Annotated in this window: 20 protein-coding genes and 3 pseudogenes; 6 read left to right on the plus strand and 17 right to left on the minus strand. The window is 58.9% G+C overall.

All coding sequences use genetic code 11. The annotated features are described in order from the left end of the window. Positions 1-466: 466 nt before the first annotated feature. Both CNO20_RS24520 and CNO20_RS10920 read right to left on the minus strand, forming a co-directional pair. Positions 467-904 (minus strand): annotated as a pseudogene (locus tag CNO20_RS24520) (DUF7260 family protein); the annotation flags it as partial. A gap of 151 nt (positions 905-1,055) precedes the next feature. Next, positions 1,056-1,421, minus strand: a pseudogene (locus CNO20_RS10920) (aldehyde dehydrogenase family protein); the annotation flags it as partial. Between the two features lie 59 nt (positions 1,422-1,480). Between CNO20_RS10920 and CNO20_RS10925 the strand changes: the two are divergent. Then, on the plus strand, positions 1,481-3,619 hold the full coding sequence (locus tag CNO20_RS10925) for an acetate--CoA ligase family protein (protein WP_101296142.1): 2,139 nt from the start codon (positions 1,481-1,483) through the stop codon (positions 3,617-3,619). Between the two features lie 236 nt (positions 3,620-3,855). On the opposite strand, the pseudogene CNO20_RS24355 reads toward CNO20_RS10925, so the two are convergent. From CNO20_RS24355 to CNO20_RS10965, 9 genes and pseudogenes are all read right to left on the minus strand, one after another. Next, a pseudogene (locus tag CNO20_RS24355) lies at positions 3,856-4,230 on the minus strand (zinc-binding dehydrogenase); the annotation flags it as partial. 49 nt (positions 4,231-4,279) lie between these two features. Then, positions 4,280-4,765, minus strand: coding sequence for an alcohol dehydrogenase catalytic domain-containing protein (locus CNO20_RS23350; RefSeq protein WP_199174808.1), 486 nt, complete (start codon positions 4,763-4,765; stop codon positions 4,280-4,282). A 1,272-nt stretch (positions 4,766-6,037) separates the two neighbouring features. Continuing rightward, complete coding sequence (locus CNO20_RS10935) at positions 6,038-6,937, minus strand: NAD(P)-dependent oxidoreductase (protein ID WP_101296143.1); 900 nt, start codon at positions 6,935-6,937, stop codon at positions 6,038-6,040. Positions 6,938-7,235: 298 nt separating this feature from the next. Continuing rightward, on the minus strand, positions 7,236-8,222 hold the full coding sequence (locus CNO20_RS10940; RefSeq protein ID WP_101296144.1) for an alpha-ketoacid dehydrogenase subunit beta: 987 nt from the start codon (positions 8,220-8,222) through the stop codon (positions 7,236-7,238). Beyond that, complete coding sequence (locus CNO20_RS10945) at positions 8,215-9,267, minus strand: thiamine pyrophosphate-dependent dehydrogenase E1 component subunit alpha (RefSeq protein ID WP_101296145.1); 1,053 nt, start codon at positions 9,265-9,267, stop codon at positions 8,215-8,217. Before CNO20_RS10945 ends, CNO20_RS10940 begins: the two co-directional genes overlap by 8 nt. Before the next feature lie 228 nt (positions 9,268-9,495). Next, positions 9,496-10,896, minus strand: coding sequence for a four-carbon acid sugar kinase family protein (locus CNO20_RS10950; RefSeq protein WP_158237406.1), 1,401 nt, complete (start codon positions 10,894-10,896; stop codon positions 9,496-9,498). Then, complete coding sequence (locus tag CNO20_RS10955) at positions 10,893-12,155, minus strand: ribulose-bisphosphate carboxylase large subunit family protein (RefSeq protein WP_101296147.1); 1,263 nt, start codon at positions 12,153-12,155, stop codon at positions 10,893-10,895. The genes CNO20_RS10950 and CNO20_RS10955 overlap by 4 nt, the downstream gene beginning before the upstream one ends. Positions 12,156-12,755: 600 nt before the next feature. Next, positions 12,756-13,541: an IclR family transcriptional regulator gene (locus CNO20_RS10960; RefSeq protein ID WP_233204132.1), complete on the minus strand. Its 786-nt coding sequence runs from the start codon at positions 13,539-13,541 to the stop codon at positions 12,756-12,758. A gap of 353 nt (positions 13,542-13,894) precedes the next feature. Further along, a complete protein-coding gene (locus tag CNO20_RS10965) occupies positions 13,895-14,494 on the minus strand; it encodes a hypothetical protein (RefSeq protein WP_101296148.1) in 600 nt (199 codons plus the stop codon). Positions 14,495-14,759: 265 nt separating this feature from the next. Here CNO20_RS10965 and CNO20_RS10970 point away from each other — a divergent pair, with 265 nt between their 5' ends. From CNO20_RS10970 to CNO20_RS10985, 5 genes are all read left to right on the plus strand, one after another. Beyond that, a complete protein-coding gene (locus CNO20_RS10970; RefSeq protein ID WP_101296149.1) occupies positions 14,760-15,545 on the plus strand; it encodes an SDR family NAD(P)-dependent oxidoreductase in 786 nt (261 codons plus the stop codon). A gap of 193 nt (positions 15,546-15,738) precedes the next feature. Then, positions 15,739-15,984 carry a hypothetical protein gene (locus CNO20_RS24215; RefSeq protein ID WP_233204134.1) on the plus strand — a complete coding sequence of 82 codons (246 nt, stop codon included), beginning with the start codon at positions 15,739-15,741 and terminating at the stop codon, positions 15,982-15,984. A 294-nt stretch (positions 15,985-16,278) separates the two neighbouring features. After that, on the plus strand, positions 16,279-16,596 hold the full coding sequence (locus CNO20_RS23360; protein ID WP_199174810.1) for a transketolase C-terminal domain-containing protein: 318 nt from the start codon (positions 16,279-16,281) through the stop codon (positions 16,594-16,596). Between the two features lie 39 nt (positions 16,597-16,635). Continuing rightward, on the plus strand, positions 16,636-17,424 hold the full coding sequence (locus CNO20_RS10980; RefSeq protein ID WP_143423200.1) for an SDR family NAD(P)-dependent oxidoreductase: 789 nt from the start codon (positions 16,636-16,638) through the stop codon (positions 17,422-17,424). A 50-nt stretch (positions 17,425-17,474) separates the two neighbouring features. Continuing rightward, complete coding sequence (locus CNO20_RS10985; protein ID WP_101296151.1) at positions 17,475-18,566, plus strand: zinc-dependent alcohol dehydrogenase; 1,092 nt, start codon at positions 17,475-17,477, stop codon at positions 18,564-18,566. Between the two features lie 3 nt (positions 18,567-18,569). Here the strand turns inward: CNO20_RS10985 and CNO20_RS10990 are convergent, their stop codons facing one another. The 6 genes from CNO20_RS10990 to CNO20_RS11010 form a co-directional block, all read right to left on the minus strand. Further along, positions 18,570-19,859, minus strand: coding sequence for an amidase (locus tag CNO20_RS10990; RefSeq protein WP_158237407.1), 1,290 nt, complete (start codon positions 19,857-19,859; stop codon positions 18,570-18,572). 33 nt (positions 19,860-19,892) lie between these two features. After that, positions 19,893-20,069 carry a hypothetical protein gene (locus CNO20_RS23015; protein WP_158237408.1) on the minus strand — a complete coding sequence of 59 codons (177 nt, stop codon included), beginning with the start codon at positions 20,067-20,069 and terminating at the stop codon, positions 19,893-19,895. Positions 20,070-20,249: 180 nt separating this feature from the next. Then, on the minus strand, positions 20,250-21,425 hold the full coding sequence (locus CNO20_RS10995; protein WP_101296153.1) for an ABC transporter ATP-binding protein: 1,176 nt from the start codon (positions 21,423-21,425) through the stop codon (positions 20,250-20,252). Position 21,426: 1 nt separating this feature from the next. After that, positions 21,427-22,326, minus strand: a complete 900-nt coding sequence (locus CNO20_RS11000) for a carbohydrate ABC transporter permease (RefSeq protein WP_101296154.1) — start codon at positions 22,324-22,326, stop codon at positions 21,427-21,429. Beyond that, positions 22,326-23,282 carry a carbohydrate ABC transporter permease gene (locus CNO20_RS11005; protein WP_101296155.1) on the minus strand — a complete coding sequence of 319 codons (957 nt, stop codon included), beginning with the start codon at positions 23,280-23,282 and terminating at the stop codon, positions 22,326-22,328. Before CNO20_RS11005 ends, CNO20_RS11000 begins: the two co-directional genes overlap by 1 nt. A 108-nt stretch (positions 23,283-23,390) precedes the next feature. Next, positions 23,391-24,848 (minus strand): ABC transporter substrate-binding protein, encoded by a 1,458-nt coding sequence (locus tag CNO20_RS11010; RefSeq protein WP_101296156.1) that lies wholly within the window; start codon positions 24,846-24,848, stop codon positions 23,391-23,393. Between the last annotated feature and the right edge of the window lie 130 nt (positions 24,849-24,978).

Raw genomic sequence — 24,978 nt, forward strand, 5'->3', positions numbered from 1 at the left:
AAAGTAGGAAACTTCCTCGTTCGTCCATCATCGATGAACCCTACTTGTCAACGCATATCCACCGGAGGAGCTCTTTCAAGTCGTACGGTCGGGACCGATCCCGCTTAAGCACTATTTCTCGCCGATGTTGATGTGATAAATAAAAGAAGACATGCAAAAATGGTCGGTAGTAGCCGGCGTTCCGATGGAGAATGAGCAGAATCCCTCCCAGGTTTGCGAATCCACATCGCCGCCTCATAAGCTGTGGCGTCCACCAAGTCAACACGGATCGATTCCCTCGAAGACGTGGATGGCGTCATCTCTAACACCACGAAACAAACGCAACTTCTAGCTGTTGCAGGCGGTGAGTGCACCCTATTGTCGGGGGATTCCTTCACGTGAGGGACGTGTCGTGGCCACAGTGTGGGCTGTGACCCGCTCACCGCAAGAGGTTATCAACTTGTAAGCTCCTTTCCACAGGGAGCGATCAGGCCCGTCGTGTGAGTTCCTGCACTATCTCTCGCTTGGTCTCTCGAATACGTTCAAGGACACGCACACCATCGGCCAGCACTGGATATGTCTCATCCAGGTCCGCGTAAAGATATGCATAGAGCATGTCACTATCCGCTTGGCGAGAACTGAGCACGTCTCCACCGTGGATTGACTGTTGGCGGTCGGACGCGCACTCAGTGCAGTCAGCTTCAAGCGCGTCGAGGCACTGCCACATCGAGACGAGTTCATTGTACGGACGCGTCTCGCACTGATGTGATTTGATGCCATTACAGATCCGAATACTCCGACGGAATGACTGTTTGGCTGCCCTCAATTCCTTGGCTTCCGCGTCAAGCATCTGTCCGAATGCCTCACGCTCTTTTACCGCTTTGGCCGCTCCGGCCACAAGCGCACGCTGTAACTGAGGTGTGAACTCGTCTCTCGATCGTCTGCAACGGGCGCTTTCACGGTGAAAAGGCCGTAATCATGTGATATCGGTGTCAATGCGACGGCAGGATCGTGGCACACATCAGGTGAGGTTCGTAGGGCTGTGATCGCCCCGTCTCTGGTCCGCCGTTCGCCTGTCAGCCGAGGCTGAAGGGGTCGGAGACCTCTCCCGACTGGTCGTACCACACGGCCTTGGTCTGGAGGTACTCCTCGAGCACCCCGGTTCCGTTCTCGCGGCCGATTCCGCTGTCCTTGTACCCGCCGAACGGCATTCGGTACGATATCGTTCGGTACTCGTTCACCCACACCATCCCGGCCTCCAGCTTCTCGACCAGTCGATTGGCCTACCGCATGTCCTCGGTCCAGACGCTGGCGGCGAGTCCGTAGGGCGTGTCGTTGGCGAGAGCGACGACCTCGTCCTCGTCAGAGAACGAGATGACGCTCGCCACGGGGCCGAAGATCTCGTCCCGTGCCACGGCCATGTCGTTGTCGACGTCCGTGAGGACCGTCGGGCGAGCTCATAAACGCAAAACCTAAGTCCCGAGGTTGAATCGAAGAGGGCATGTCACGAATGGTAGAGAGTGTGTCACAGCCTCCGGACCTCGAGCCGCTCCTCTCACCGGACTCGGTCGCGGTCGTCGGCGCAAGCCCCGACTCGTGGTACTCCTCACAGCTCATGAACAACCTCCTCGACTACGGCTTCGAGGGCGACGTCTACCCCGTCAACCCGAGCCGCAACGAGGCGTGGGGGCGGCGATGTTACGACACGCTGGCCGACCTGCCCGAGACCGTCGACCTCGCCGTCGTGAGCGTCCCGCGCGAGTACGTGATCGACACCGTCCGCGACGCGGGCGAACTCGACGTTCCGGCCGCGCTGGTCATCACCGCCGGGTTCGGCGAGGCCGACGAGGAGGGCGCCCAATTCGAGCGAGAACTGGCCGAGATCGCCGACGAGTACGGCGTCCACGTCTGCGGCCCAAACTGCATTGGCCTCGCGAACGCGGTCGAGGGGACTGTCCTGACGAGCACGTGTTCGCGCGCACCCGAACCCGGGTCGGTCGGTCTGGTGAGCCAGTCGGGCGCGCTCGCGTTCACGACGTTCTACGAGCGGGCGACCGACGAGGACATCCACTTTGCGTACTTGATCTCGACCGGCAACGAGGTTGACCTCACCCTCACCGACTACGTCGACTACCTAGCCGACCAGCCCGAGGTCGACGTCGTTTGCGCCTACGTTGAGGGCATCGAGGATCCTCTCCGGTTCATGCGGGTCGTAGACGAGGCGGTCCGATCCGGCACGCCGGTCCTGACAGTCAAGGTCGGACAGTCCGACATCGCGGAGGCGGCCACCCTCTCTCACACCGGATCGCTCACCGGCAGCGACGCCGCCTGGGAGGCCGCCTTCGAGCAGACCAGCGTCGAGCGCGTCCCCGACGTACCAGATCTTCTCGCGCGCGCGAGCGCCCATACTGCATTTGACCCGCCGGAGTCGAACCGCGTCTGCGTCGCCTCGACCAGCGGCGGCCTCGCGAGCCTGCTCGCCGACATGGCTGCCGAACGGGGGCTCGAACTCCCGGACATCGCCGGCGACACCGAGCGGCGCCTCCTCGACATGGAGAACCTGCTCACGTTCGAGGAGATGCACAACCCGGCCGACATCCGGGGGTACGGTGCCGAGGTCCTGCCAGAGATCGCCGAGAGCCTCTTCGACGACGACTCGTTCGACGCGTACGTCTTCGCAATCGGTCTCCCAGCCGTCGACGAGGCTGCGGCCAGGATCGCCGACGACCTCCTAACGGTGAGCCGGATGACCGACGACCCGGTGTTGTTTCTCTGGACCGGTCGGAAGGAGCCCGCAGACCTCGAGAACCCACAGCCCTACGAACGGGTCCAGACGGAAGTCCCCCTCTACTACGACCCCGGCCGGTGTCTCGACGCAGTCGCCTCGCTCGTCGACGCCGGCGAGGGCGAGCGTCAAACCTCACCATCGCGGACCGAACTTGAGGAGCAGGTCGGGAACGGCCCCGACCTTGACCTCCCCGAGGGGCGCGTGCTGACCTGGGAGGAGGCCAGACCGCTGCTCGAGGCATACGACGTTCCGGTCCCCGAAACCGAGGTCGCGACCTCCGCCGACGAGGCGGTCGACTGCGCCGACGAGTTGGGATACCCGGTGGTGATAAAGGTCGACTCACCGGACATCCCACACCGGACGGACGCCGACGCGGTCGTCGGCGGCGTCGAAGACGAGGCAGAGGTTCATGGCGCTTACGAGATCGTCGTCGGGAATGTCGCAGACTACGACCCCGACGCCAAGGTGAACGGCGTGCTCGTCCAGCCGCAGGTCGACGAGGGCGTCGAGGCGCTCCTCGGCGTCTCGGAGGAGGAGGGCTTCGGTTCGGTGGTGACCGTCGGTCCGGGCGGTACCCTAGTCGAGGTGCTCGAGGACACCGCGGTTCGCGTCCCCCCACTGTCCGCCGAAGACGCGCGTAGTGCAGTCGAAGAGACGGCGCTCGACGACCTCCTCGTGGGGCATCGGGGCGACGAGGCGGGCGACAAGGCAGCGTTCATCTCGCTGGCCGAGCGGGTCGGCCTGCTGGCCGCCGAGGTCGACGGAGTTGTCGAGATCGACTTCAACCCTGTGGTCGTCCACGAGGAGGGCGAGGGGGTCACCGCGCTCGACGTCCTCGTCAGGACGGAGTAGGCCGCCGGCCGCCGGCGCCAGTGGTCGGTACGCGAGTCACGGTATCTCCGCCGCTCTGGGACCAGCGACGCACGGGTCATGTCGCGCTCGTCGGACTCGCGGATCGCCCGGTCGACCTCGTCGAGCGGGAAGTCGGCGTCGAACATCGCGGAGAATGGGTAATCGTCGCCGACGTCGGCGATGAACTCGATCGACCTCCGGAGGTACCAGGGGTCGTAGCGCATACACGAGATCACGTTGATGGACTCTCGGGTTATCTTCGCGGGGTCGACCTCGGTTGGGCGGCCGGGAATGATGTTGCCCATCTCGAGGTACCTCCCGTCGGTCCGGAGGAGTTCGATCCCTTTCACGAAGGCGTCCGGGACGCCCGCGACCTCGACGGCGACATCGGCCCCCCGGCCGTCGGTGAGTTCCCGGACGCGTTCGACCCGGTCCTCGACCGTCTCATAGCCGTCGAACCCGACGGTGTGGTCGGCCCGAACCGTTCGGCCAGGTCGAGTCGCCCCGGCACGGGGTCGATGACGATGGCGGTTCCGCCCCGCTCTTTCACGGCCGCGATGGCGTTGAGCCCGAGTCCGCGGGCACCTTGGATTACCACGGTATCGGTCCAATCGGCGCCGACCTTGTCGAGGCCGCAGAGTACCTGCGAGAGGGCGCAGTTCACGCTCGCAACCGCAACCTCGTCGACTTGATCGGGCACCCTGTAAAAGAACTAGTCGGGGGAGACGTAGTAGTGGGAGGCGAACGTTCCGTGGAAGTGCGGCGGGGTCTCGGCCGCCTCGGACCAGTGGTCGTAGGCGTGCTCGCAGAGCCGGAATTCGCCCTCGCCGCACCGGGGACACGCCCGAACGTCGTGAAGTAGGCCGGAACGATGAGGTCGCCCTTTGCCACGGGCTGGCCGGCGTTGTCGGTCTCGACGTTCTCGCCCAGCTCCGCGATCCGACACAGTGCCTCGTGCCCGGGCGGTCCCTCATTGATGTGGGGATGTCCGCCCTTCCAGATGTGGACTTCCGACCCGCAGACGTTCGCCCGCACGATCTCGGTCACGACGGCGTTGGGGTCCGGCGACGGTACCGCAAACTCCTTCAGTTCCACGCTCTTCGGACCGTTCAGACACGCAATCCGCCCAGTCTGCTGCGAGGCCATGCATGGGGAACCCTCACAAACGTTTGTAAACTTACATTTTGGGACAGGATCCGAATCGCGGCCGAGTCCCGTTCGATCGCGAAAACACCAGTAAACACTACTGCCGCCGGACGAATTACCGCGTCCCGACCCTCGGGGAGATTGAGGGAGGGCTTGACCACTGACATCTATCTGAACGAAAGTCTAAGGCGAGAGCACGACCCTGATGGAGTACAGAGTCGGACATATCCGTTCCGACGACCGAAGCGGCAAGGACGCTTCCGGTTGAGGATAATTCGGACTTTGTTGCGTCGACTGAGCGACGGACCAACGGACATCCCGCCATCCGGACTGCGGCGAACCAACGATCGCTTGACGGTCTTCTGCACGATATCCGCACGATTGCTTCCCGAGCTGACGAGCGACCGTCCGCGTCACGCTTTCCGTTGATTCGATAAATAAGACCTGGTGTTATCCATAGCGAAATTTCCCCCGTCCAGGGAGTTACAAAGATAGATATGTAAACGTATGGCGCAAGCGGCCTGAGCGTTTGGATCGTCCATTGACGCGCGGAGGAGTGATTCACCGCATGGGTCCTTGCCGCTGGTACCGTGTTGATCTATGTAGGCCGAACAGGGGAAGTGGTCCGCACGTCATCATCGAATTCTCACCCTTTGATTGCGCTCCAGGATGCAGGCTTCTCGTCCTTGTTTCGTCATTAGTAAACGGTCAGTCTCGAAAAACGAACGCACGGACGCTGCGCGGCCGACGTCCGGATTCGACCGTCGATCTCCGGCGGTCAGTCCGTCGTTGAAATCGACATTTCTCTTATAGGCGGGAATCTAAGGGCGGACGCGTTCGAACGCAACCCCACCGTGAGTACCAAACTTCCGTCTGGATCGGCCGCGGTGGCGATCGTCTGCTCACTGTACCCGCGCCGACACGACCGTCCCATCAGAGAGACTCCTGAGGGAGTCTCACAAGCCTTCCCTCGGCGATCTGGCGGGGAACGGCACACTACAAGAGATGCAGAGATACTTCACTATCATCTAGCATATCAGACGGCGCGTTACGACGGTCTTTCAACGTCTATGTCTGGGTCGGTGACCTAGATGCGGTTGAAGGACGTTATCAACCATTACAAGTAGATGTGAGCTTAGGACGGTCCCCTCCCTACGAAGATCATCTAATTTAGTCCTTCCATCGTTGCGAACTTTGAGATTGATCTCCGTAGTCAAGGGATCTTCACGCTCGGGTTAAAGGTCGCAAATCGTGATCCGTCTGTTGTATCTCTTATTCTTCGATGCGTGCCTCAGTCCCAGCAAGACGCTCGAGCACCTGAATAACGCCAGAGGTATCGTCACGCCCCAGCCCAATCTCTTCCATCGATTTGTACATTTCATGGGTGAGTTCTGTTGCTGGCATCGGTGATCCATAGGCCTCGCCTGCGTCCGTGGCGATTCGGAGATCCTTGTACTGGTAAGCGGCGAAGAAACCCGGGTTAAAGTTTCCACGGATCATCCGCGGTGCCCGATTATCCAGTGCCCAGCACCCCGCGGCTCCGCCACTTATAGCATCGACGACGGCTTCGAGATCGGCCCCCGCCTTCTTGGCGAACACCAGTGCCTCGCTGATGGCCTCCATCGTGACAGAGACCACGATCTGGTTGCAGGCCTTTGCAACTTGCCCGGCCCCATTGGTGCCGCAATGGGTGAGAGTCTCGCCCACTGTCTCGAAAACATCCCGGTGTTCTTCGAACGTCTCTTCGCTTCCACCGATCATGATGGACAGCGTGCCGTCGATGGCACCCTCCTCGCCCCCACTTATAGGGGCATCTAGCATCGAAACTCCCTTCTCAGCGAGGCGGTCTGCAATCTGCTTGGCCACGGTTGGCCTGATAGTTGACATATCTACGACGGTGTCTCCGGCCGTCACGCCGTGGATGATACCGTCGTCACCAAGAATGAGTGCCTCTACGACCTCCGAATCAGAAAGGCAGGTAATCGTTATATCCGCGCGTTCCCCTACCTCCTGGGGTGTTTCTGCCCGATCGGCTCCTAAAGACACGAGGTTATCGATAGGCTCAGGGGAGCGGTTGTATCCAACGACGGGATAGCCACCTTCAAGGAGATTCTCCGCCATCGGCTTTCCCATAATTCCAAGGCCTACGAAACCAACTAGTTTATTTGCCATACAATGGCACGTCACCACCGAACAAAAAGTGTTACTATACACCAGGGAGAGGGCGATGATTCGTCGACACCATCGGTAAGCCACGGAGGCCAGTAACCGAAAGGTTCAGGGCAGTACAGCGTCAGCGAACTCCCTGCTGGGGACCTCCGTCGACTTGGCAGACAATGCAGAGTCTTACCCCGGGATGAAGGGATGGCTGAGCTGCGTCCGTCACTATCACTGATTTGTCTATGAGATTGCCGCTCATATAGGAGAGATATAACTCTATTTCTATGTGGCGGGGCGAGCCATACTCGTGTTAGAATGTCCGTTCAATGGCTGCGGTGAGTTCGCTCGTACCTGGCAGTACCTCATCTTCGAGTGGTGGACTAAACGGAATAGGCGTGTCTGGTACTCCGATACGTTGTGGAGGTGCGTCGAGTGAGAAGAACGCTGACTCAGTCACACGCGAGATGATCTCGCCGTGTAACCCATACGAGAGCGGACTTTCGTCGGCTACAACCAACCGTCCAGTCTTCTCGACGCTCTTGACGATGGTCGCTGTGTCAAGCGGCGAGAGCGTCTGCGGGTCGATCACCTCAATGTCGATAGCCTCCATTTTGTCGGCCACGCCGATGGCGTCACCGAGCAGGCGTTGCGTGGCTACGACGGTAATATCATTGTCTTTGCGAACAATCTGAGCCTGGCCAAGCGGAATCGTGAATTCCTTGTCTTTTGGCACCTCACCTTCACGGTTGTAGATGGTTTTATTCTCGAAGAATACGATTGGATCATCCGATCGGATAGCTGCCTTCATGAGCCCCTTTGAGCTACGTGCAGTACCGGGGGCGACAGCCTTAATGCCCGGCAAGTGTGCAATGAGCGTGTGGACGGTACTGGAGTGCTGGGCAGCTGCGCTTAGGCCCGCCCCCTCAATGGCACGCACAGTCAGAGGCACCTTCGTTGCCCCTCCGAACATATATCGCATCTTCCCAGCTTGATTCATCAGCGGCTCGAAACAAATAGCGATGAAGTCCGCAAAACTCAAATTCACAATTGGTCGCAAACCTGTAGCGGCTGCTCCAACGCCGGCACCTACTTGGGCGGTTTCACTGATTGGCGTGTCCCGCACACGGCCCCGGCCGAACTCCTCGAAGAGCCCCATCGTGATCTCAAACGAGCCGCCGTCCTCCTCGTCCTGTCCCATGAGAAAGACCTCATCATTAGCCATGAGTTCCTCACGGATAGCAGTCCGGAGCGCCTCGCGGATCGTTAATTCTTCTGTCAATTCAGTCACGTCACTCATACATCATCACCTCTGTAAGAGTTTTTTCTGCTCTGCGTTGATTTCGGAAGTAGTCAATGTCGGAGCTCCCTTCGACGAATACATCGTCGTAGGCACATTCAGGATTGGGGAATGTCTGGTTGCGTGCGTATGTGACAGCATCCTCAACTTCGGCAACCACTTCACTGCGCATATTAGCATACGCCGCACCGGTTAAATTCCTCTCTTCACGGAGTTGCGCTGCAAATGTGTCTATTGGATCCCGGTTTTCTCGCCACTCGTTTACCTCCTCTTCGCTCCGATAGGATTCAGGATCACCCTCATAATGTCCACGGAACCGGTAGGTCTTTGCCTCGATGAAGGTAGGACCGTCGCCCGCGGCGGCGCGTTCACGAGCGGTAGAGACGGCATCGTACACCGCAGTAACGTCCATTCCGTCGACAATAACGCTAGGAATGCCGTATGCCGCCGCACCATCGGCCAAATCATCGATGTTGTGCTGCTTCTCAAAACTCATCCCCTCAGAGTAGAGATTATTTTCGACAAGATAGACGGCGGGAAGATTCCACGTAGCAGCGAGGTTGATGGATTCATGTACTTGCCCTTCGGCAACTGCCCCGTCGCCGAGGAATGAGAGTCCAACCCAGTCTTTGTCGCGTATCTCTGCTGTGAGCGCCGCCCCGGTGGCGAGTGGGACCCCTGCGCCGACGATAGGTTGGGCGCCGAGTAACCCGTCGCTGAGCGATGCAGCGTGCATTGATCCACCTTTTCCCTCGCAGCACCCTGTTTCACGACCGTAGAGTTCAGCCATAAGTCGATTAAGGTCAAGGCCCTTTGCAAGACAATGACCGTGTCCGCGATGAGTGCTTGTCACATAGTCATCGCGTTCGAGCGCGCAGCACGCGCCGACTCCAACCGCTTCCTGCCCAATATAGAGATGCACGAACCCGGGAATCTCCCCGTCGGCGAAATTCTTGAGTACGGCCTTTTCGAACTCTCTAATCGTCAGCATCTGGCGAAGGGCGTGACGTCGACCGTCTGGCTCACCTATGTCAACAGATGGCATGCGATACGTAAATGTCCATCTACAACCGAATAAGAGTTCTGCTGGTTCAAAAAACGCCCCGTCAGTTAAATACTCCAAGTGCAGTATTGCACGCCGTCCACGCGGACACCTCAGGCGCAACCAACTACGCGTTCGAAACGCCGCAGAGTCGTCGGTGGACGCATTGGACACGCGCCGCTAGCCGATGTGAGATTCGGAGTCTCCACGGTCACTTTGCGTGGAAACCCGTTACTTGAGGCGCCGTTGTTCGGAGTTTGGAACGCATCGGCGAACCCGCTCGAAGTACTTTTCGTCGCCGATCTGACCGCCTTTCAGGGCAATCTCCAGTCCGTCGAACTGTCCCGTGCGGGCGCTCGCGCGACAGAGCGGCGCCCCAGGGAAGATCGGGGCAATCATCTCGACGGCGTACACATCGAGCGCCGGTGTAGCGTAACTGCTAGTGTCGCCGCCGGCGATGCAGACCCGCGAGGTATCCGTCCGCTCGAGAAATTCTCGGAGTAGTCGCCCCTGTTGTCGTCCGATCCGCCGGGCGACAGCTTCGGGAGGGATACCAAGGTCCTTGGCTTCCGCTCGCGTCTCCTCGATGGCGGGATCGTCGGGCCCGCGAGCCGTGTAGAGGATCGTCCCTCGGTGTTTCCGTATGGCCTCGGTCGCGCGTCTGATTGCGTTGGCTCCCTCGTCGTCGGCCTTGTCTGGATCGATTAGAGCGGTCGTGTCGAGCTTGATGTCCGCGTATCCGTGGTCGAGGGCCCACTCGATCTGCTCTGCGGTGACGGGCGAGGCACTCCCCGAAATAACGACGAGCGAATCAACCTCGGGGACCTGAGCGTCGCCGACGCGGTTGAATGCGAGGCCGACATCCTGCCAGTACGCCCCTAAGGCGTAGTCAAAGCCGGACGAACCGACTCCGAACGTCATTCCCCCGCCGTTCGTGGTGCGCTCCCAGATGACTCGTCCGAGAGTTGCGAGGTGATCGTCGGTTAACGTGTCGAAGATCACGATTTCTCCGTCCTCTTGCGCTTTCCGGACTGCGCGCCGCGCGCCCTCAACGCCGTGATCCACATCGATAACTGTGACCCCGGTGATCGACCGGTCGGTCTGTTCTCCGAGGTGACGAGCGAGGTCGCTCTCGGTCATGGGGGTGGCTGGGTGCGTTCGCATCGTCGGGTGTCGGTCCAGCCGATAGGTCTCGTCGTCGACCGTCGCGAAGAGGTTCCCGAAGACGACGTACCTTCCTTGCGGTTCCATCGGGGGCACCCCGACGACGACAGGAACGAATGACGAGTCAAAAACGTCCTGGCCGATATCGATCGCGCGGCCGATGCTCCCCCGATCCGGCGCTGAATCGAACGTCGAGCAAACCTTGTACTGGAACAAGGTCGGATCAAGGTCCTCAATCGCCTTGAACGTCTCCCGCAGATGCACGTCCATCTCCACAGGCGTCATTGACCGGCTCTCTCCCGCGACGCCGATCGCCTGTAGGTCGGCGAAGCGACCGGTGAGATCGTCGGACCCTGGAGGTTCGAGAAAGAGCGCGGTCCGGACTCCGTGTCGGCTGAGCGCCTCAAGCGCGTCCGTGGAACCGGTGTAGTCGTCGCCGTAGTACGCTAGTAGCAAGTTGTCAGTCATCGTTCGTAGTATTCGATCGCCGTCGCGAGTTCTTCGCAGGTCTGTGCATACTCCTCCAGGGGAACGCCGCGTAGTGCGGCGTCCCATCCTTGACGGATGTGGGCGACGCCTGCGGCGGGGCCGTCCGGATGACCCAGAATCCCACCTCCGGCGAGATACATGAGGTCCGTATTTCCAAGCGCCTCGTACGTGTCGTGGGCCTGCCCCGCCCACTGACGCGAGGAAAACACCGGCATCGCGGTATCGTCCTCGTCAACGATCGGCGTCTGGCAGGCTTGCGCCGACGCGACGACCGACTCGTTCGACTCAGCGAACTTGTTTCGAAGGCCGTTGACGTGGAGGTGATCGACGCCGGCGAGGCGATAGAGTTTCTGGAAGACCCCGTAGTCGAACCCGAGCTGTGGGCACCGCGAGAGGCCTCCCCAGCCGTTTCGGTGCCCGTGAATTGGGAGATCACACTCACGCCGAAGTTTCCTCACGCCGGCCAGTCCGACGCTGTTGACGCTCACCATTACACAGTTACCGCCCGCATCGGTGATGCAATCAGACAGTTCCAGCATCTCGTCGACATCGCCGGTGATGTTACACGCGTACATCACTTCCGTTCCAGTTCGATCGCGGTGGGCGTCTACGACCGACATCACTTCGACGATTCTGTCTTCGACCGGTGAGTACGGCGGATTCGCGAGAAGTTCGTCGTCCTTGACGAAATCCACGCCTGCTTCGACGACGGTTTCAACCCTATCGGCCGTTTCTTCGGGGCTCAACCCCACGTTCGGCTTGATGATCGTTCCGATGATCGGACGCTCCCACACGTCGAGTATCTCGCGCGTCCTGTCGATGCCGAACTGTGGGCCTGGATACTCGCGGGCCAGCGAATCCGGAACATCGACATCGACGAGACGAATCCCCGAGAGCTCCTGAAGTTCGAACAGGTTTCCCCCGACCGTCGTAAGGAGGTTCGGAAGAGACGCTCCAATGTTCGCGAGTGGATACGAGATGACTACTTCTGCCTGGGTGTACGTCGGCGACTGGGCGTTGGACGGTGATATCGATCCCGGCAGCGACGGCTGCTCGGTCGATCCGCGTTCCTCGATACGTTCGACCGTCGCTCCGTGGCGCTCGCGCAACTCGTTGGTCTCTCCCGGCACATCGACGAAGGTTCCGGAGGACTGCTCGTCGGCCATGGCCTCTGCCGCGTCCGCGACGCCGGATGGGGTCTCAATCCAGTACATCGCCTCCACGCGCTCATTTGGCATGTGTTATCAGACCTAGTGGTGGCGGCGCGAATAATAAAACGTTGGGAAAGTGGTCACGGCGTCGGGAGACGTAGATGCTGCCGTTGCTCCCGCCCGCATGACTCGACCGCTCTCGCGAGTCGTCATCTCATCTGGCGCAAGGATTCTATACGCGTATGATCGGTTGCCATGTCAACGGCGACCGAGATCACAAAGTGCTGGCCCCGCGCCGCGTGCAGGACTCGGCCGCACCTGGACGACGGTGAACTCCTGAACGGTAGCGTTCGGCATTGGATAATTTCCCTGAGCATGGAGAAGTAATAATTAGAACGTCGTCACGACGTTCAGCTCCGAATCACTCGGCCATCGGCGTAGGAATGGGACGTTACCGTCTGCATCCCCCTCAATCGAACGGTCATTACAAACGTAGAGTCATAAGCTAGATTCCTGTATCGGTAACCCGCCATGCATGATGTTCACTAATGGTGATCATCCGTTGGACAATGAAGAAATCTTGGTTCGCGAGCCGCATCTGCCGTTAGCGTCGGTCAGCTGAGGGAATCTACGGAGATTGAGTTCGGTCAACGGTTCGAAAAGAAGCCCGCGGTTCCGCCAGTACAGTCAGGAATGTGTTATGTTAAGCTCAATTACATTCACGGCGTTCTGTATTTTTCGGGGGAGCGTCTCTTCTAGCCGTTCGCCCCGCATCCGACAACTCGGGCCGGCGATACTGATCGCTCCTTCGACGGTTGTACCGTTGTTCAGGATCGGTACCGCCACGCCCTGAAGTCCGTCGAGATACTCTTCCATGTCGAGTGCGTACCCCTGCTCGTGGATCCGGTTGAGTTCCTCGAACAATTCCTTGCGATCAGTGATTGTGTTGTCGGTTCTCGCCGGCAGTCCGTGGCGGTCAATGATCGACTCCACTTGTTCTCGATCCATGTACGCCATGATCGCCTTTCCGAAGGCAGTCTGGTGGAGGTGGACGAACATCCCGGTCGAAGTATCCAGCTTCACGGCCTTCGTCCCCTTTTCCCGACAGAGGTAGATCCCCTTTCCTTGTTCCTCGACCAGGAGGTTGACGACCTCCCCCGTCTCATCGGCCAACCGTTCGACTTCGGGTTTACTGATTTCGAATAACTTCCGTCGGCGTCGAGCGTACGCGCCCAATTCTAAGAATTTGAGCCCGACGTGGTACTGCTGGCCATGCTTCATAACGTATCCCTCGTGGCGGAGGGTGTCGAGATAATTATGGACGCTGCTCTTCGAGAGGTTTAGGTGGTTAGCTACCTCCGTGATGCCCGCCCCGTCAAGTTCTTTCAGTGCCTCCACGATTCGGAAGGTGGTCCTTGACGATTTGATTGGGTGCTTTGCTTCCTTTGCTTGTGACATGGCGTGTTCTACCATGGCACGTATTCTACATAAATATTCCTCATTGTGTAACAGGAGTTTGGAATCGGAGAAACCGGCTTGATCCGATTTCAAGTGCCACGAGAGTCCCCTCCGTCGTCCGCGAGATCTCTAATCGGGGCAGTTCCTCTCTACCGGGTCGATTCGCCGTTCGGTTTGAGCAAGTCTCAGCGCACGCTCGACAAGAATCGAGATACGGCGGTCACCCCGCGTCTCCGAGCGCTCCTGACAAGGTCCGACGCGGTAATCAAGCGCCCAACCGTTGACGCTACGTGATAAATTCTAAACGGCGTCGGCGAACGGCTGACAGGAGTCTCCGGGATCGACACGGAGTTCGCGGGCAGAATCGTTCATCGTGCTGACGTGCCCTGTTCGCCACGAGGACAGAGCCTCCCCGATTTGGCGCTGCGATTGTCGACGGCGACCGAGGGGATATCCCGATCGGCGAGGTTCGGAAGGCGGCTCACGCCTGCGCCGTCGGCGCCGAAACCAACGTCGTTGAACGTGATGCCCGCCACGTCAGCGGAGACGTAGGATCCGTGGCGCTCCTCGTCCGGGAGTCTCCCGCCGTGGCTCCCGGTTACGACGACGTCGGCGCGATCGTCCGTCCGTCCAGAGCATGGAAACAGAATCGAGCGCCCAGACAGGTCGCCGTCGCCGCCTCGAAGGAGGTGTCGCATCTGTCCGTATCCCAGCAGATCCGTCTCCGGCGGGTCAGCCGCCACCATCAACGACGTGCACTCGCTGGTCGACTGGTCGGGTTTACAGCCGAGAGCGGTCGTCGTTTCATTTATGTGGCTGATCTGTCCCTGCCGGCAGCAGTCGTCCCCGTCGCCGATTCGTACGCTCGTGTTGGCAACCATTACGTAGGGACGGGAGTGTTCGTCGAGCAGCGACAGTGGCCCGATTCTCGCTCGATCCCCGACGACGACGGCGTCGTTCAGGATCACCCGCGGACCCCGGCCTTGACCGTGCGGTACCCGGCGCGTACTCGTTCCGGTGGCTGGCGGCGACGACGATCTTATCGCGATGGGAATCGTCGACGCGGGTGATCGTGTGAAGTATCTCCACCATATTGTAAGCCCACACATTGTGACTCAGTAACTCTTGACGATAGGATCGGAACTTTCGAACGTAGGAACCGACACCGTCGAGGCTCTCGAACGCACGAATGGTCGACCCTAGATTTATCTGGCTGCGGCAAACGTACGTTCCATGGATGGCATAACATTCGATTTTAACGGAAAGGTCGCCGTAGTCACGGGCGGCAGTTCCGGCATCGGTCGGGCCATCGCGACCCAGTTTGGCGCGGCGGGAGCGACCGTGATCAACGCCGACCTCCGAGCCAAACCGAAGGCGCCGACCGAGACGGTGCCGACCCACGAGTCGATCGAGGACGACGGCGGTCGAGCGGCTTTCGTCGAAACGGATGTCTCGAACCCCGAGGACCTCGCTACGGTGATCGAGGCAGCCCGCGAGTACGGCGGCGTCGACGTCATGGTGAACAACGCCGGCATCCACCGGTCTGGATCGGTGCGGGAGGTTACCGTCGAGGATTACGAACACGTCGCCTGCGTCAACACGAAAGGCGTCCTCTTCGGATGTCAGGTGGCGGCCAACGATATACAAGCGCGCGGCAGCGGTGGGTCGATCATCAACACAGCCTCGATCAGATACGACACGGCGTTGCCTGACCAACTCCTCTACAACATGAGCAAGGGCGCCGTCGGAATGATAACTCGAAGCGCGGCGATGGAACTGGTCGACGATGGGATTCGCGTCAACGCCATCGCGCCGGGGCGGACCGTGACGTCGATTACAGGCAACGCCGAGCACGCAGAGAAAATGGCCGACGAGGGATCGCTCGTGAAGCCGATTCCGATAGACCGAGTCGCCGATGCCGACGAGATCGCGCCGGCGGTGCTCTTTCTTGCGAGCTCCGCAGCATCGTACGTCACCGGGGAGATCTTCGTCGTCGATGGCGGATGGAGCATCTACTGACGACCCTCTGAATCATAATCTATGAACGTCATTGTATCCTAGTTGGTATTATAAAACCATATATTTATATTTCATCTGTGATGAATTCGGCTGGGGGAGCCACCGCGAGCGCCATGCCAATTCAGCCGGCCACACGCGTTCGCTGCGAGAGGCGCTCCGCGAGGAACTTACCCGCGGCGACGACGGTTTCCTGATGGGGCAAGACGAGGAGAGCGGTGGTTCCTTCGAGGTGACCGCTGACCTTTCCGAGGAGTTCGGGCGTGACAGAGTCCGGGACACGCCAACCAACGAAGCCGCCTATGTCGGCACGGTGGTCACCGGAATCTGCCCTGTCAAGAACATCAGCTTCGCAGACTTCATCTGCGTCTACTTCGATCTTATCATGAACCAGGTCGGGAATACGCAGTACATGTTTGGTGACACCTCCGAGGCCCGCTGACCGTGCGTGACGTCGAAGGTGCCGGCCTCAACGCCTCGGCCCAGCGCTCCAATACAGTTCACTTGCTCGTCGTGCACCTTCCGGGTTTGAAAGCGGTCGTGCCCGCGAGACCCTACGGTGCGAAGGGACTCACGAAGACGAGCCATCCGATCCGATGACCCGGTCGTCTTCTTCGAGAACAAGACCATCTACAAGCAGGCCGGCCCCCGCCTTCACGATACTCATCGGCGAAGCGCAGATTCTCCGCGAAGGAGCAGACATGAGTGTCGCCGCGACACAGCTGCTAGCAAAGCCTTGGACGCCGCCGAGGACCGCCTGGAAGTCAACGTTGAGGTCATCGATCCGCAGTCGCTGTCGCCGTTCGACGTCGATACGATCGCAGCGAGCGTCCGCAAGACCAGCCGGCTCGTTGTCAACGACGAGAGCCCACACTCCTATGGTCTCCGCGCCGAGGTGGCTTCCCGAGTGACCGAAAGGAAAATCTACTTGCTGGACGTGCCCATCCCGCGCGTGTGTGTCTCCGACACGCTGATCCCGTTCAGCCCGCCTCTTAAAGACGAGGTGCTGTCCGGCGCCGCCGAGATCAACTCCGCCATCGACCGCATCGTGTAGCGTTTAGGTCCGCTTCACGACCACAGCTTTATAATCCTTGTGAGCGCGTTCGTTCGTATGGCTTTCCGAATCGACGGCAAGACGGCCATAGTCACCGGAGCGGCACAGGGAATCGGACGGAGCATCGCGGATGTACTGGGCGAAAACGGCGCGAACGTCGTCATCGCGGACGTGAACGGGGAGAAAGCCGAGAAAGCGGCGGCCGAACTCCGACGGGAGAGCACCGAGGCACTAGCGGTGACTTGCGACGTGACCTCCCGCAAGGACGCCGCGGCGCTCACGGACGCGACGCTCGAGGAGTTCGATTCTGTCGACGTGCTCGTCAACAACGCGGGCGTCGCAGAGGGCGAATCGTTTGGAGAACTCTCCCCGGACGAATGGCAGGGGGTTCTCGACGTCAACCTGACCGGCATGTACAACGTCTCCTCAGAGATCGTCCCAGCCATGGCCGCGCAGGATGACGGTCGTATCGTAAACGTCGCCTCGATCGCCGGTCTGAATCTCAGCTACGAAGGACCAGCAAACTACACCGCGTCAAAGTGGGGTGTGATCGGTCTTACGAAGCACATGGCCTGGGACCTCGGAGACGATGGGATCCGAGTGAACGCGCTCTGTCCCGGCGGCACGCTGACTCCGCTGATCGAGCAAGCCACGACCGAGGAGAGCCGCGAGCACACGCGGGAAAAGATCCCCGCAGGGCGGTGGGCGGAACCACGGGACCATGGGTACGCGGTTCTCTATCTCGTCTCCGACGAGGCAGCGTACGTCACGGGTACGACTCTCGTGGTCGACGGCGGCCTCACGCTGAGCGTCCGCCACGAAGTGTGACGGCTCCGTCGGTGGTATAGATTTATGTATTATCGCATTGCAGGGACGCCATGGCGAGGTCCGACAGTGCAACCTCGATGGTACTGAGCGACGTCGGCGAACTCCGTCCGCGCGAATTCGACGTCCCCGACGTGGATGATGGCGGCATGCTGCTGGACGTAGAGATGACCTCCGTCTGTGGGACGGACATCGGGATATACACTGGCGAGTCCTACCACAATACGTTCCCGCTCGTCTTCGGCCACGAGGTGGTGGGCTGCATCGCCGACGGCGATCCCGAGACCCTCAACCGCGTCGGCGTCGAGGTGGGCGACAGGATCATACCGGAACCGTACATCCCTTGCTACGAGTGTCACTACTGCCAGACCGGAAACTACCACATGTGCGACGAGGGTCGGTGTTACGGCGTCACAATCTCGGCGGACGTCCCGCCGCACCTCTGGGGCGGATACGGGGAGTACATGTACCTTGACCCGAACACGAGAGCGCATCCCGTTCCCGACGGCGTCCCGGCCGAGGCGGCGTGTCTGGGGACGGTCGTGGGCAACGGTGTCCGGTGGATTCTGACGAAAGGAGACGTCGATCCCCAAGAGGACATCGTCATTGTCGGACCGGGGGCGCAGGGTCTCGCCTCGGTGATCGTCGCAGACGAGGCGGGCGCCGATAGACTCGTCCTCGCCGGCCTTTCTTCGGACGACCAGCGCCTTCGCCTGGGTGAGTCCTTCGGCGCTACGGACGTGATTCATGTTGACGAGGGCGACCCCGTGGAGGAGATCGCCACCCTCACTGATGGCGACGGTCCGGAGGTAGTCGTGGTTACCGCGCCGTCCTCGAAGGCGCTCCAGTTGGCTGTCGACGTGGTCGCACCCCTCGGGAAGATCGTCCTTCCGGGTATCATGGGGACGGAAACGGAACTCGACACTGATCGACTGGTTCACGACGAGATCCAGTTGCTCGGCGGACGCGGTCAGGCACACAACGTGGAGCGGGCGATGGCCATCCTCGAAAGGCGTGCGGACGATGTGGCCGCGATCAACACACACACCTTCCCGGTTTGGGAGGCCGAGACCGCGATCGAACGCCAGCTCCCCGGCGACGAATTTGACCACGAAATCATCCATGCGGCGTTGCATCCCGAGTAACGCTCACGCTCCGGGAGTCACCTCGGTGAGTGCCGCCGCGGCGGCGAGGAGTTCCGCCTCGTCGAAGGCAGACCCTATCAGCTGAAGTCCGGTCGGCAATCCGCCGACCGTACCGTTGGGAATCGTCACCGCAGGCAGGCGGGTGACATTCGCCGGACGGGTGTTCAGCGCGTAGTCGAACCCCGGATCGTCGGCCTCCTCGAGGCGGGGTGCCGTCGACGGGGTCGTCGGGGTCACCAGAACGTCTACGCCGGCCAACGCATCTTCGAGTTCCTCCCGAAGGACCTCCCGAAACTGCCGTGCGTTCGTGTATAGCGTCCCGGAGGATTCCCTCATGAGGTACGCCCCGGCCAGTATCTTTCCCTTGTAGAAGTGGTTCATGGTACGACTCGCGTCGCGCCGACTGTCGGCGAACGCGGCCTGATAGGCAGGCTCGACCCTCCCGCCTCGTCGATACGGTGCCGCGTACGCTCGCCAGTGGGCGGCGATCTCGGAGACGCTGACGACGTTTTTCACCGCTTTGAAGTGCTCATACCCATCGACGGAGACTGACTGCAACGACGCTCCCGCGTCGGCGAGCCGATCGAGAGTTGCGCTGGTTCGCTCGACGACGCCGTCGTCGACCCCTGTGATCGCCCCCTCCCGGAGCAGACCGATCGTCAGATCACTCGGTTCTCGTCCACGTTCGACTGCGTCCACGTATCCGCCGATCTGGTAGCTTTCCCCTCCTGTCGGAGTGAGGCTTGCCGGATCACCCTCGTCCGGTCCAGCTATCGCTTCGAGGGTCCGAGCCGCGTCCCTGATTGAGTTCGCCATCGGTCCCACGTGATCCTGCGTGTAGGTATTCTCGACGATGCCAGTCAGCGGAACGAGACCGTAGGTCGGTTTCACGCCGACGACGCCGCAGAACGCCGCCGGAATACGGATCGATCCGCCGGTATCGGTGCTGAGCGCGACGTCGACACGGTCGCGAGCTACCGCTACCGCACTGCCGCCGGGAGATCCACCTGCGGTACACGTTTCGTCCCACGGGTTCGTGATCGGCCCTGACGCGGCGGTCGTCCCATGCGCACTTCCGGCGAACTCGTCGAGGTTCGTCTTCGCCGTTATAGACGCCCGCGCCGAGAGGAGGCGGCGGACGACTGTTGCGTCCGTTCGCGGAACGAATCCGCTGAGTACCCCGGATGCAGCCTCCATCGGCACGTCGGCGACCGCAATGGCGTCTTTTACGCCGACGCGCAGGCCCGAGAGCGGTCCGCGGTCGACGCCAGGTTCCGTGGTGCACTCAGTCACGATTGCGTTGTGGGAATCGTTTCGGGGCTCACGTCACGTCCGCGACGCATGGCACTCGTCGGCGACCGACTCCGTGACTTCAGGAATGTCTGTCGCACCGTCGAGGAGCGACCCGATCGCCTCTCCGACAGCGGCCAGTTCGTCTGCCTGAACGTCGGTTCCGAGGTGCCGCGCCAGTTCCCTGACTTCATCCGCCGTGAGGCCGCGCATGCTCGGTCAACGATTCCCAACCGGTATAACAGTCCCGCCGATCGACAATCTGCAGGTGGCAATTCGACAAGGGGAGGGACTTAATGGGAGTTCGCCCCGTGAAGACCGATCGTGTTGCACCGACCGCCGACGGCTAGAAGCAACGCTCGCTGGACGCCGTGAGAAAGCGGCCGCTGTGGCTTACTGTCCGGCGCGCCGGGTCTCCACGGTTTCGGCTACCTCGTCGCTGTCCAAATACCCGCGGGAGAACCGCTCGCCCGTCCGCCGATTGAACAGATAGGTGGCCGCCACCTCAGGAACGATCGTCGCCTCGTTGCCCTCGGGGATCTCTGTGTCGATGGGGACGACCGCCCGAAGTTCCCCCTGCGGTCCCTCAAGGTACATCAGCGTCTCGTCGCCAAGGGGCTCGTGCAGCGAAACTGTCGTTTCGATCCCCGGGGCGGACCCCTCCGCGGCCTCAACCTTACGAGGACGGAATCCTAAGACGGCGTCCTTGTCGGCCTTCTCGGGGAGGTACTCACCGGTTTCGAACGCCAGACTCGGTCCACCTTCGATGTCGACCACCGTCCGAGCCTCGTCGATGTCGACAACAGTGGCGTCGATCATGTTAATCTCAGGTGAGCCAATAAACTGCGCCACGAAGCTATTTGTGGGTTCTTGATATACTTCCTGCGGAGTACCAACCTGCTCAATCTTTCCATCGTTCATCACGGCAATCTTGTCCGACATCGTCATTGCTTCCTCCTGATCATGGGTGACGTAGATGATTGTCGCATTGAGTTCTTGATGAATCTTGCCGAGTTCCTTGCGCATCTGGCGCTTGAGTTTCGCGTCCAAGTCGCTCATCGGCTCGTCCATGAGGAAGGCGACAGGGTCGCGGACAATGGCGCGGCTGATGGCAATACGCTGTTGCTGCCCACCGGAGAGTTCACCAGGGTACTTGTCAAGAAGGCCGTCAACTTGGACAATTTCGGCGGCCCGCTCAACTTTCTCTGTTCGCTCGTTGCGTGTCATCCCAGCTAATTTGAGAGGGTATTCGATATTTTTCCGCGCCGTCATGTGGGGGTAAAGTGCTGTCCGCTGGAACACCATCGCCAAATCGCGGTCTTGCGGCGCTGTATTGAGCGCGTTTTCTCCTTCGAGGAGAAGTGTCCCCTCGGTCGCTGTCTCAAGTCCTGCGATGCATCGTAGGGTCGTCGTCTTTCCACACCCGCTAGGTCCGACTAGTGTGACAAATTCGCCTTCGTTGATTTCAAGATCTATACCGTCGACTGCAACTTCGACGCCCGTTGGGACATCGAACTCTTTACGTAGGTCCTGAAGCGCTATCTGGGTGTTATTTTCACTCTGACTCATACTATAGGCCTCCAGTTCGGAATCCTTCGAGGATGCTCTCTTGTAATTTGTACACGAGTAGGAACGGGGGAATAGACATTAGCACCGATGCTGCCATAATTTGTCCCCAGTAGACTGTGTTCTGTTCAGTAAACGTCTGTACTGCGGGTGGGAGTGTCTGCATCGACTGGTTAGGGAGGAGAATCGTAGCCATTGTGAAGTCGTTCCAACTGACCGCAAACGTGAAGATGGCGACGGCTACCATCCCTGGTTTCGCCATTGGAATCGCAACGTCCTTGAAGGAGTGGAATCTGGATGCACCGTTCATCCATGCTGCTTCCTCATACGCAATGGGTACTGTCTGGAAGAACTTCCACATCATCCACATTCCAAACGGTAACGAAAGCGCAATATGGGCGATTGCGATTCCGTGATAGGTGTTCAGCCATCCTATCTGCTGCCATATCTGATACTGCGGGAACGCTAATAGGATCGGGGGGAACATGTAGCTAAACAAGATGAGCCGAGCAAATGTCTTACGACCCCGGAATTCCACGCGCGTCAACCCGTATCCCGCAAGTGTCGAGGCGGCCACGGTCACAATGATAGCGATGATGGCCACCACGATACTATTGAAGTACCATCGATCGAAGGCTCGATTGACAAAGATCTGAACGTACGATCCAATGGTCACTTGTGAAAGGACGTCGAGTGGGACCCAAGTGGGATTTTGGATAATCGCGTCGTATGGTTGGATCGACGCCACTATCATCCAATAGACAGGGAACATAAAGAGTAAACACGTTACTGTTACCAACACGTAGAGTCCGTATTTACGGAGCTTCTGTTTCTGCCTAAAGGGAAGCTTATCTGAGTCGGTTAACGACGCGATTTGATTGGCAATCCTATCAGTGTATACCATTACCTTCCCACCTCCTCAGCCGGACTGAAGCCGGCGAAGTAGATTATTGCACCGAACCCGAGGAACACGAATAAAGTCCCAGCGATGGCGCCAGCTGTGCCAAGGTTAAAGTTGAGAAACGCAGTCTCATAAATATAGACTGGGAGCGTGGCAGTTTCGTCTCCAGGACCTCCGCCAGTTGTGACCCAGATAATATCGAACTTGTTAAACATCCAGATACCCCGCAACAGGAGAACGAGTAGGATGACTCCTTTGATCTGAGGAAAGGTGACGTCTCTGAACTTCCGAAGCGGTCCTGCACCGTTCATGGTTGCTGCTTCGTAATATTGCTGAGGAATGGACTGGAGTTTAGCGAGAACCATAATAGTAATGAAAATAGCAAATTTCCAACTGTTGAGAACGATGAGGCTAATCATGGCAAGATCAGAGTTTGAGAGCCAATTGACGGGGGTATTGATGAGGCCAAGATCCATGAGGAAGACGTTTAAGATTCCGTAGCTCCCGTTAAGCATGAGTCGGAAAACCAACGCTACTACAACCGTGGGGATAAGGTACGGGAGGAAAATCATCGCGCGAGCAAGGATGACTCCTCGAAACTCACGTGATAGCATCAACGCGACCCCAACCCCGACTACGAGTTGGAGACCTACAGAACCGAACCCGAATATCAGACTCCGCTTAAAGGCATTCCAGTATGACTGACTCTCCATCAAACTCACATAGTTTTCCATTCCTACCCACGTCCAAGAGGGGCTAAGTGCGCTGGCTTCGTGGAAGCTAAGGTTGAGCGCCCAGATGACAGGTAGGAACGCAGCCAAGATCATTAACGCTAGGGCCGGGCCGATGGTCATTCCCAACAATAGTGAGTCACGTTCAAACAGTGACGAGAGAACTCGCTCGGAGGATCGTCGGGTCTTGCTTAGGCGGTCTAACACTGTGTCGTCAATTGTACTCATGCGTGTAACTCACTGATTGCCTGATTTCGGATTGAGCTCTCATAATTGGGCGTCCCTGGATGCGTCCTGTGATTATTTGTGATCTTCATGAATGTTAATTTGGAACTTTTATAATGATTCTTCGAGGTCAGAGATTCCTGTGTCTATTGCTTCTTTAACTGACTTATTGTTCCCCACATGCTGGAACACCATATTTCCAAGGCCCAACGACATAAACATATCTGAAGTCTTGTGGTTTGGAGGATTCGTTTCGTATGAGAGTGCCCGACCTTTCGGAATTTGCTCGAGATACATTCTAAGCTGTTCTTCTGTCATGGCTTCGTTGACCATATCGACATCCCAAACCTCATGAGAGGGGTCACGCATCTCCTTCCCAAGCGGCGCGTTATGGACAGGTGCCATCTGCAGGAGTTCCATCAACAGGTCTTGATTCATCATTATGGAGGCGACGTACTTTTTCGCAGCTTCTGGCTGACTGCTCCCTTTTACGAAACCCCATCCAGAGGGAAAGGTGTAGTCCCAGGAATCACCGGAATTTTCGCCATTTGGAAACGGACCGGGAAGAACGTCCTTAGCGAAGTCTCGACCGCGGTCCCATGCCTGAAGCTGGGGACGCGCACCCCCATAGAACGCCTCTGCGACTTTGCCGTCTGCGAAAGAGTCGATGGCTTCGGTCCAGCTCCACGTGGTAGAGTTAGGAGAATATTGGTAGTACTCCTTCATGCTTTTGAGAAACTCTCCGATGGCACCACGGTGGTCCCCTAGGGCGACTTTGGTTTCATCTCCTTCCCGCTTGCTCATGGTGACGCCACGGGCCCAAAGGTGGCATAACGTGGTGTTTGTCCCATAGAGTTCAGCGCTGACACCTAAGGCTCCGCCGCGTAAGTTGTTGTCAGCCTCGTCAGCCATTCGGAGGAATTCTCCCCATTCCTCGAAGGTTGCAGGGGTACCATTGCTGGCGCTACCCTCAAATCCGATGTTTTCGATCACGTCACCACGGTACCAACGGACATTCGGACAACAGAAAGATGGCCACCATCTATCTTTCCCGTCTTGTTTAATCCGGAACTCCTTAGGAAAGTTCACTTGCTGCATGAAGTCGTCGACGGATCCTGTGACATCACGGAGCAGGTCATCGCTCACATACTGGCCGACGTTGAAGTCCTCGAGGTTAATGATATCCGGTGGATTTCCGGCTTGTACGAGTTGGGCAATACGTTCGTTGTAGCCTGTGTCCCAAGCGTACGTTACTTTGACCTTTTGTCCATTTTCCTCCTCGAATTTCTTGGCAGTCTTCTTCCAAAAGTTTTGGAACGTTGGGGATTGTTCCATCGAGATGTAGTGCACAGCTTGCTTGCTTGGTGCACCGCCAGATTCGTTTCCACCTCCACCGCCTCCATCACCACCGCCGGCACAGCCAGCCAGCAGCGTCGTTCCAGCCGCAGCCGCGGTAGTGACGCCCTTTAAAAAGCCTCTACGGGACTCATTATCCGTACTTGCCTGCGGTACGGCGGCAGTGTCTCCGTGTCCCTCTCTCCGTTTCGTATTTTCGTTCTCGTGTGGCATAGTGGCTCACGCGCCCTTTTGTATGATAGGTGGTTTCGTGGAACTTGGTCCACAATCACTATCACACTCGGACGAACGATGCATAGGAATGACAATACATAAATGTAATTAATTTCGCCAAAATACATCC

The sequence above is a fragment of the Halegenticoccus soli genome (assembly GCF_002844195.1).
GTDB lineage: Archaea > Halobacteriota > Halobacteria > Halobacteriales > Haloferacaceae > Halegenticoccus > Halegenticoccus soli.

Coding starts and splice junctions, on each gene's coding strand:
- CNO20_RS10925 (WP_101296142.1), top strand. CDS start 1,481: ATGTCACGAATGGTAGAGAGTGTGTCACAGCCTCCGGACCTCGAGCCG.
- CNO20_RS23350 (WP_199174808.1), bottom strand. CDS start 4,765: ATGGCCTCGCAGCAGACTGGGCGGATTGCGTGTCTGAACGGTCCGAAG.
- CNO20_RS10935 (WP_101296143.1), bottom strand. CDS start 6,937: ATGGCAAATAAACTAGTTGGTTTCGTAGGCCTTGGAATTATGGGAAAG.
- CNO20_RS10940 (WP_101296144.1), bottom strand. CDS start 8,222: ATGAGTGACGTGACTGAATTGACAGAAGAATTAACGATCCGCGAGGCG.
- CNO20_RS10945 (WP_101296145.1), bottom strand. CDS start 9,267: ATGCCATCTGTTGACATAGGTGAGCCAGACGGTCGACGTCACGCCCTT.
- CNO20_RS10950 (WP_158237406.1), bottom strand. CDS start 10,896: ATGACTGACAACTTGCTACTAGCGTACTACGGCGACGACTACACCGGT.
- CNO20_RS10955 (WP_101296147.1), bottom strand. CDS start 12,155: ATGCCAAATGAGCGCGTGGAGGCGATGTACTGGATTGAGACCCCATCC.
- CNO20_RS10960 (WP_233204132.1), bottom strand. CDS start 13,541: ATGGTAGAACACGCCATGTCACAAGCAAAGGAAGCAAAGCACCCAATC.
- CNO20_RS10970 (WP_101296149.1), top strand. CDS start 14,760: ATGGATGGCATAACATTCGATTTTAACGGAAAGGTCGCCGTAGTCACG.
- CNO20_RS24215 (WP_233204134.1), top strand. CDS start 15,739: ATGGGGCAAGACGAGGAGAGCGGTGGTTCCTTCGAGGTGACCGCTGAC.
- CNO20_RS10985 (WP_101296151.1), top strand. CDS start 17,475: ATGGCGAGGTCCGACAGTGCAACCTCGATGGTACTGAGCGACGTCGGC.
- CNO20_RS23015 (WP_158237408.1), bottom strand. CDS start 20,069: ATGCGCGGCCTCACGGCGGATGAAGTCAGGGAACTGGCGCGGCACCTC.
- CNO20_RS10995 (WP_101296153.1), bottom strand. CDS start 21,425: ATGAGTCAGAGTGAAAATAACACCCAGATAGCGCTTCAGGACCTACGT.
- CNO20_RS11000 (WP_101296154.1), bottom strand. CDS start 22,326: ATGGTATACACTGATAGGATTGCCAATCAAATCGCGTCGTTAACCGAC.
- CNO20_RS11005 (WP_101296155.1), bottom strand. CDS start 23,282: ATGAGTACAATTGACGACACAGTGTTAGACCGCCTAAGCAAGACCCGA.
- CNO20_RS11010 (WP_101296156.1), bottom strand. CDS start 24,848: ATGCCACACGAGAACGAAAATACGAAACGGAGAGAGGGACACGGAGAC.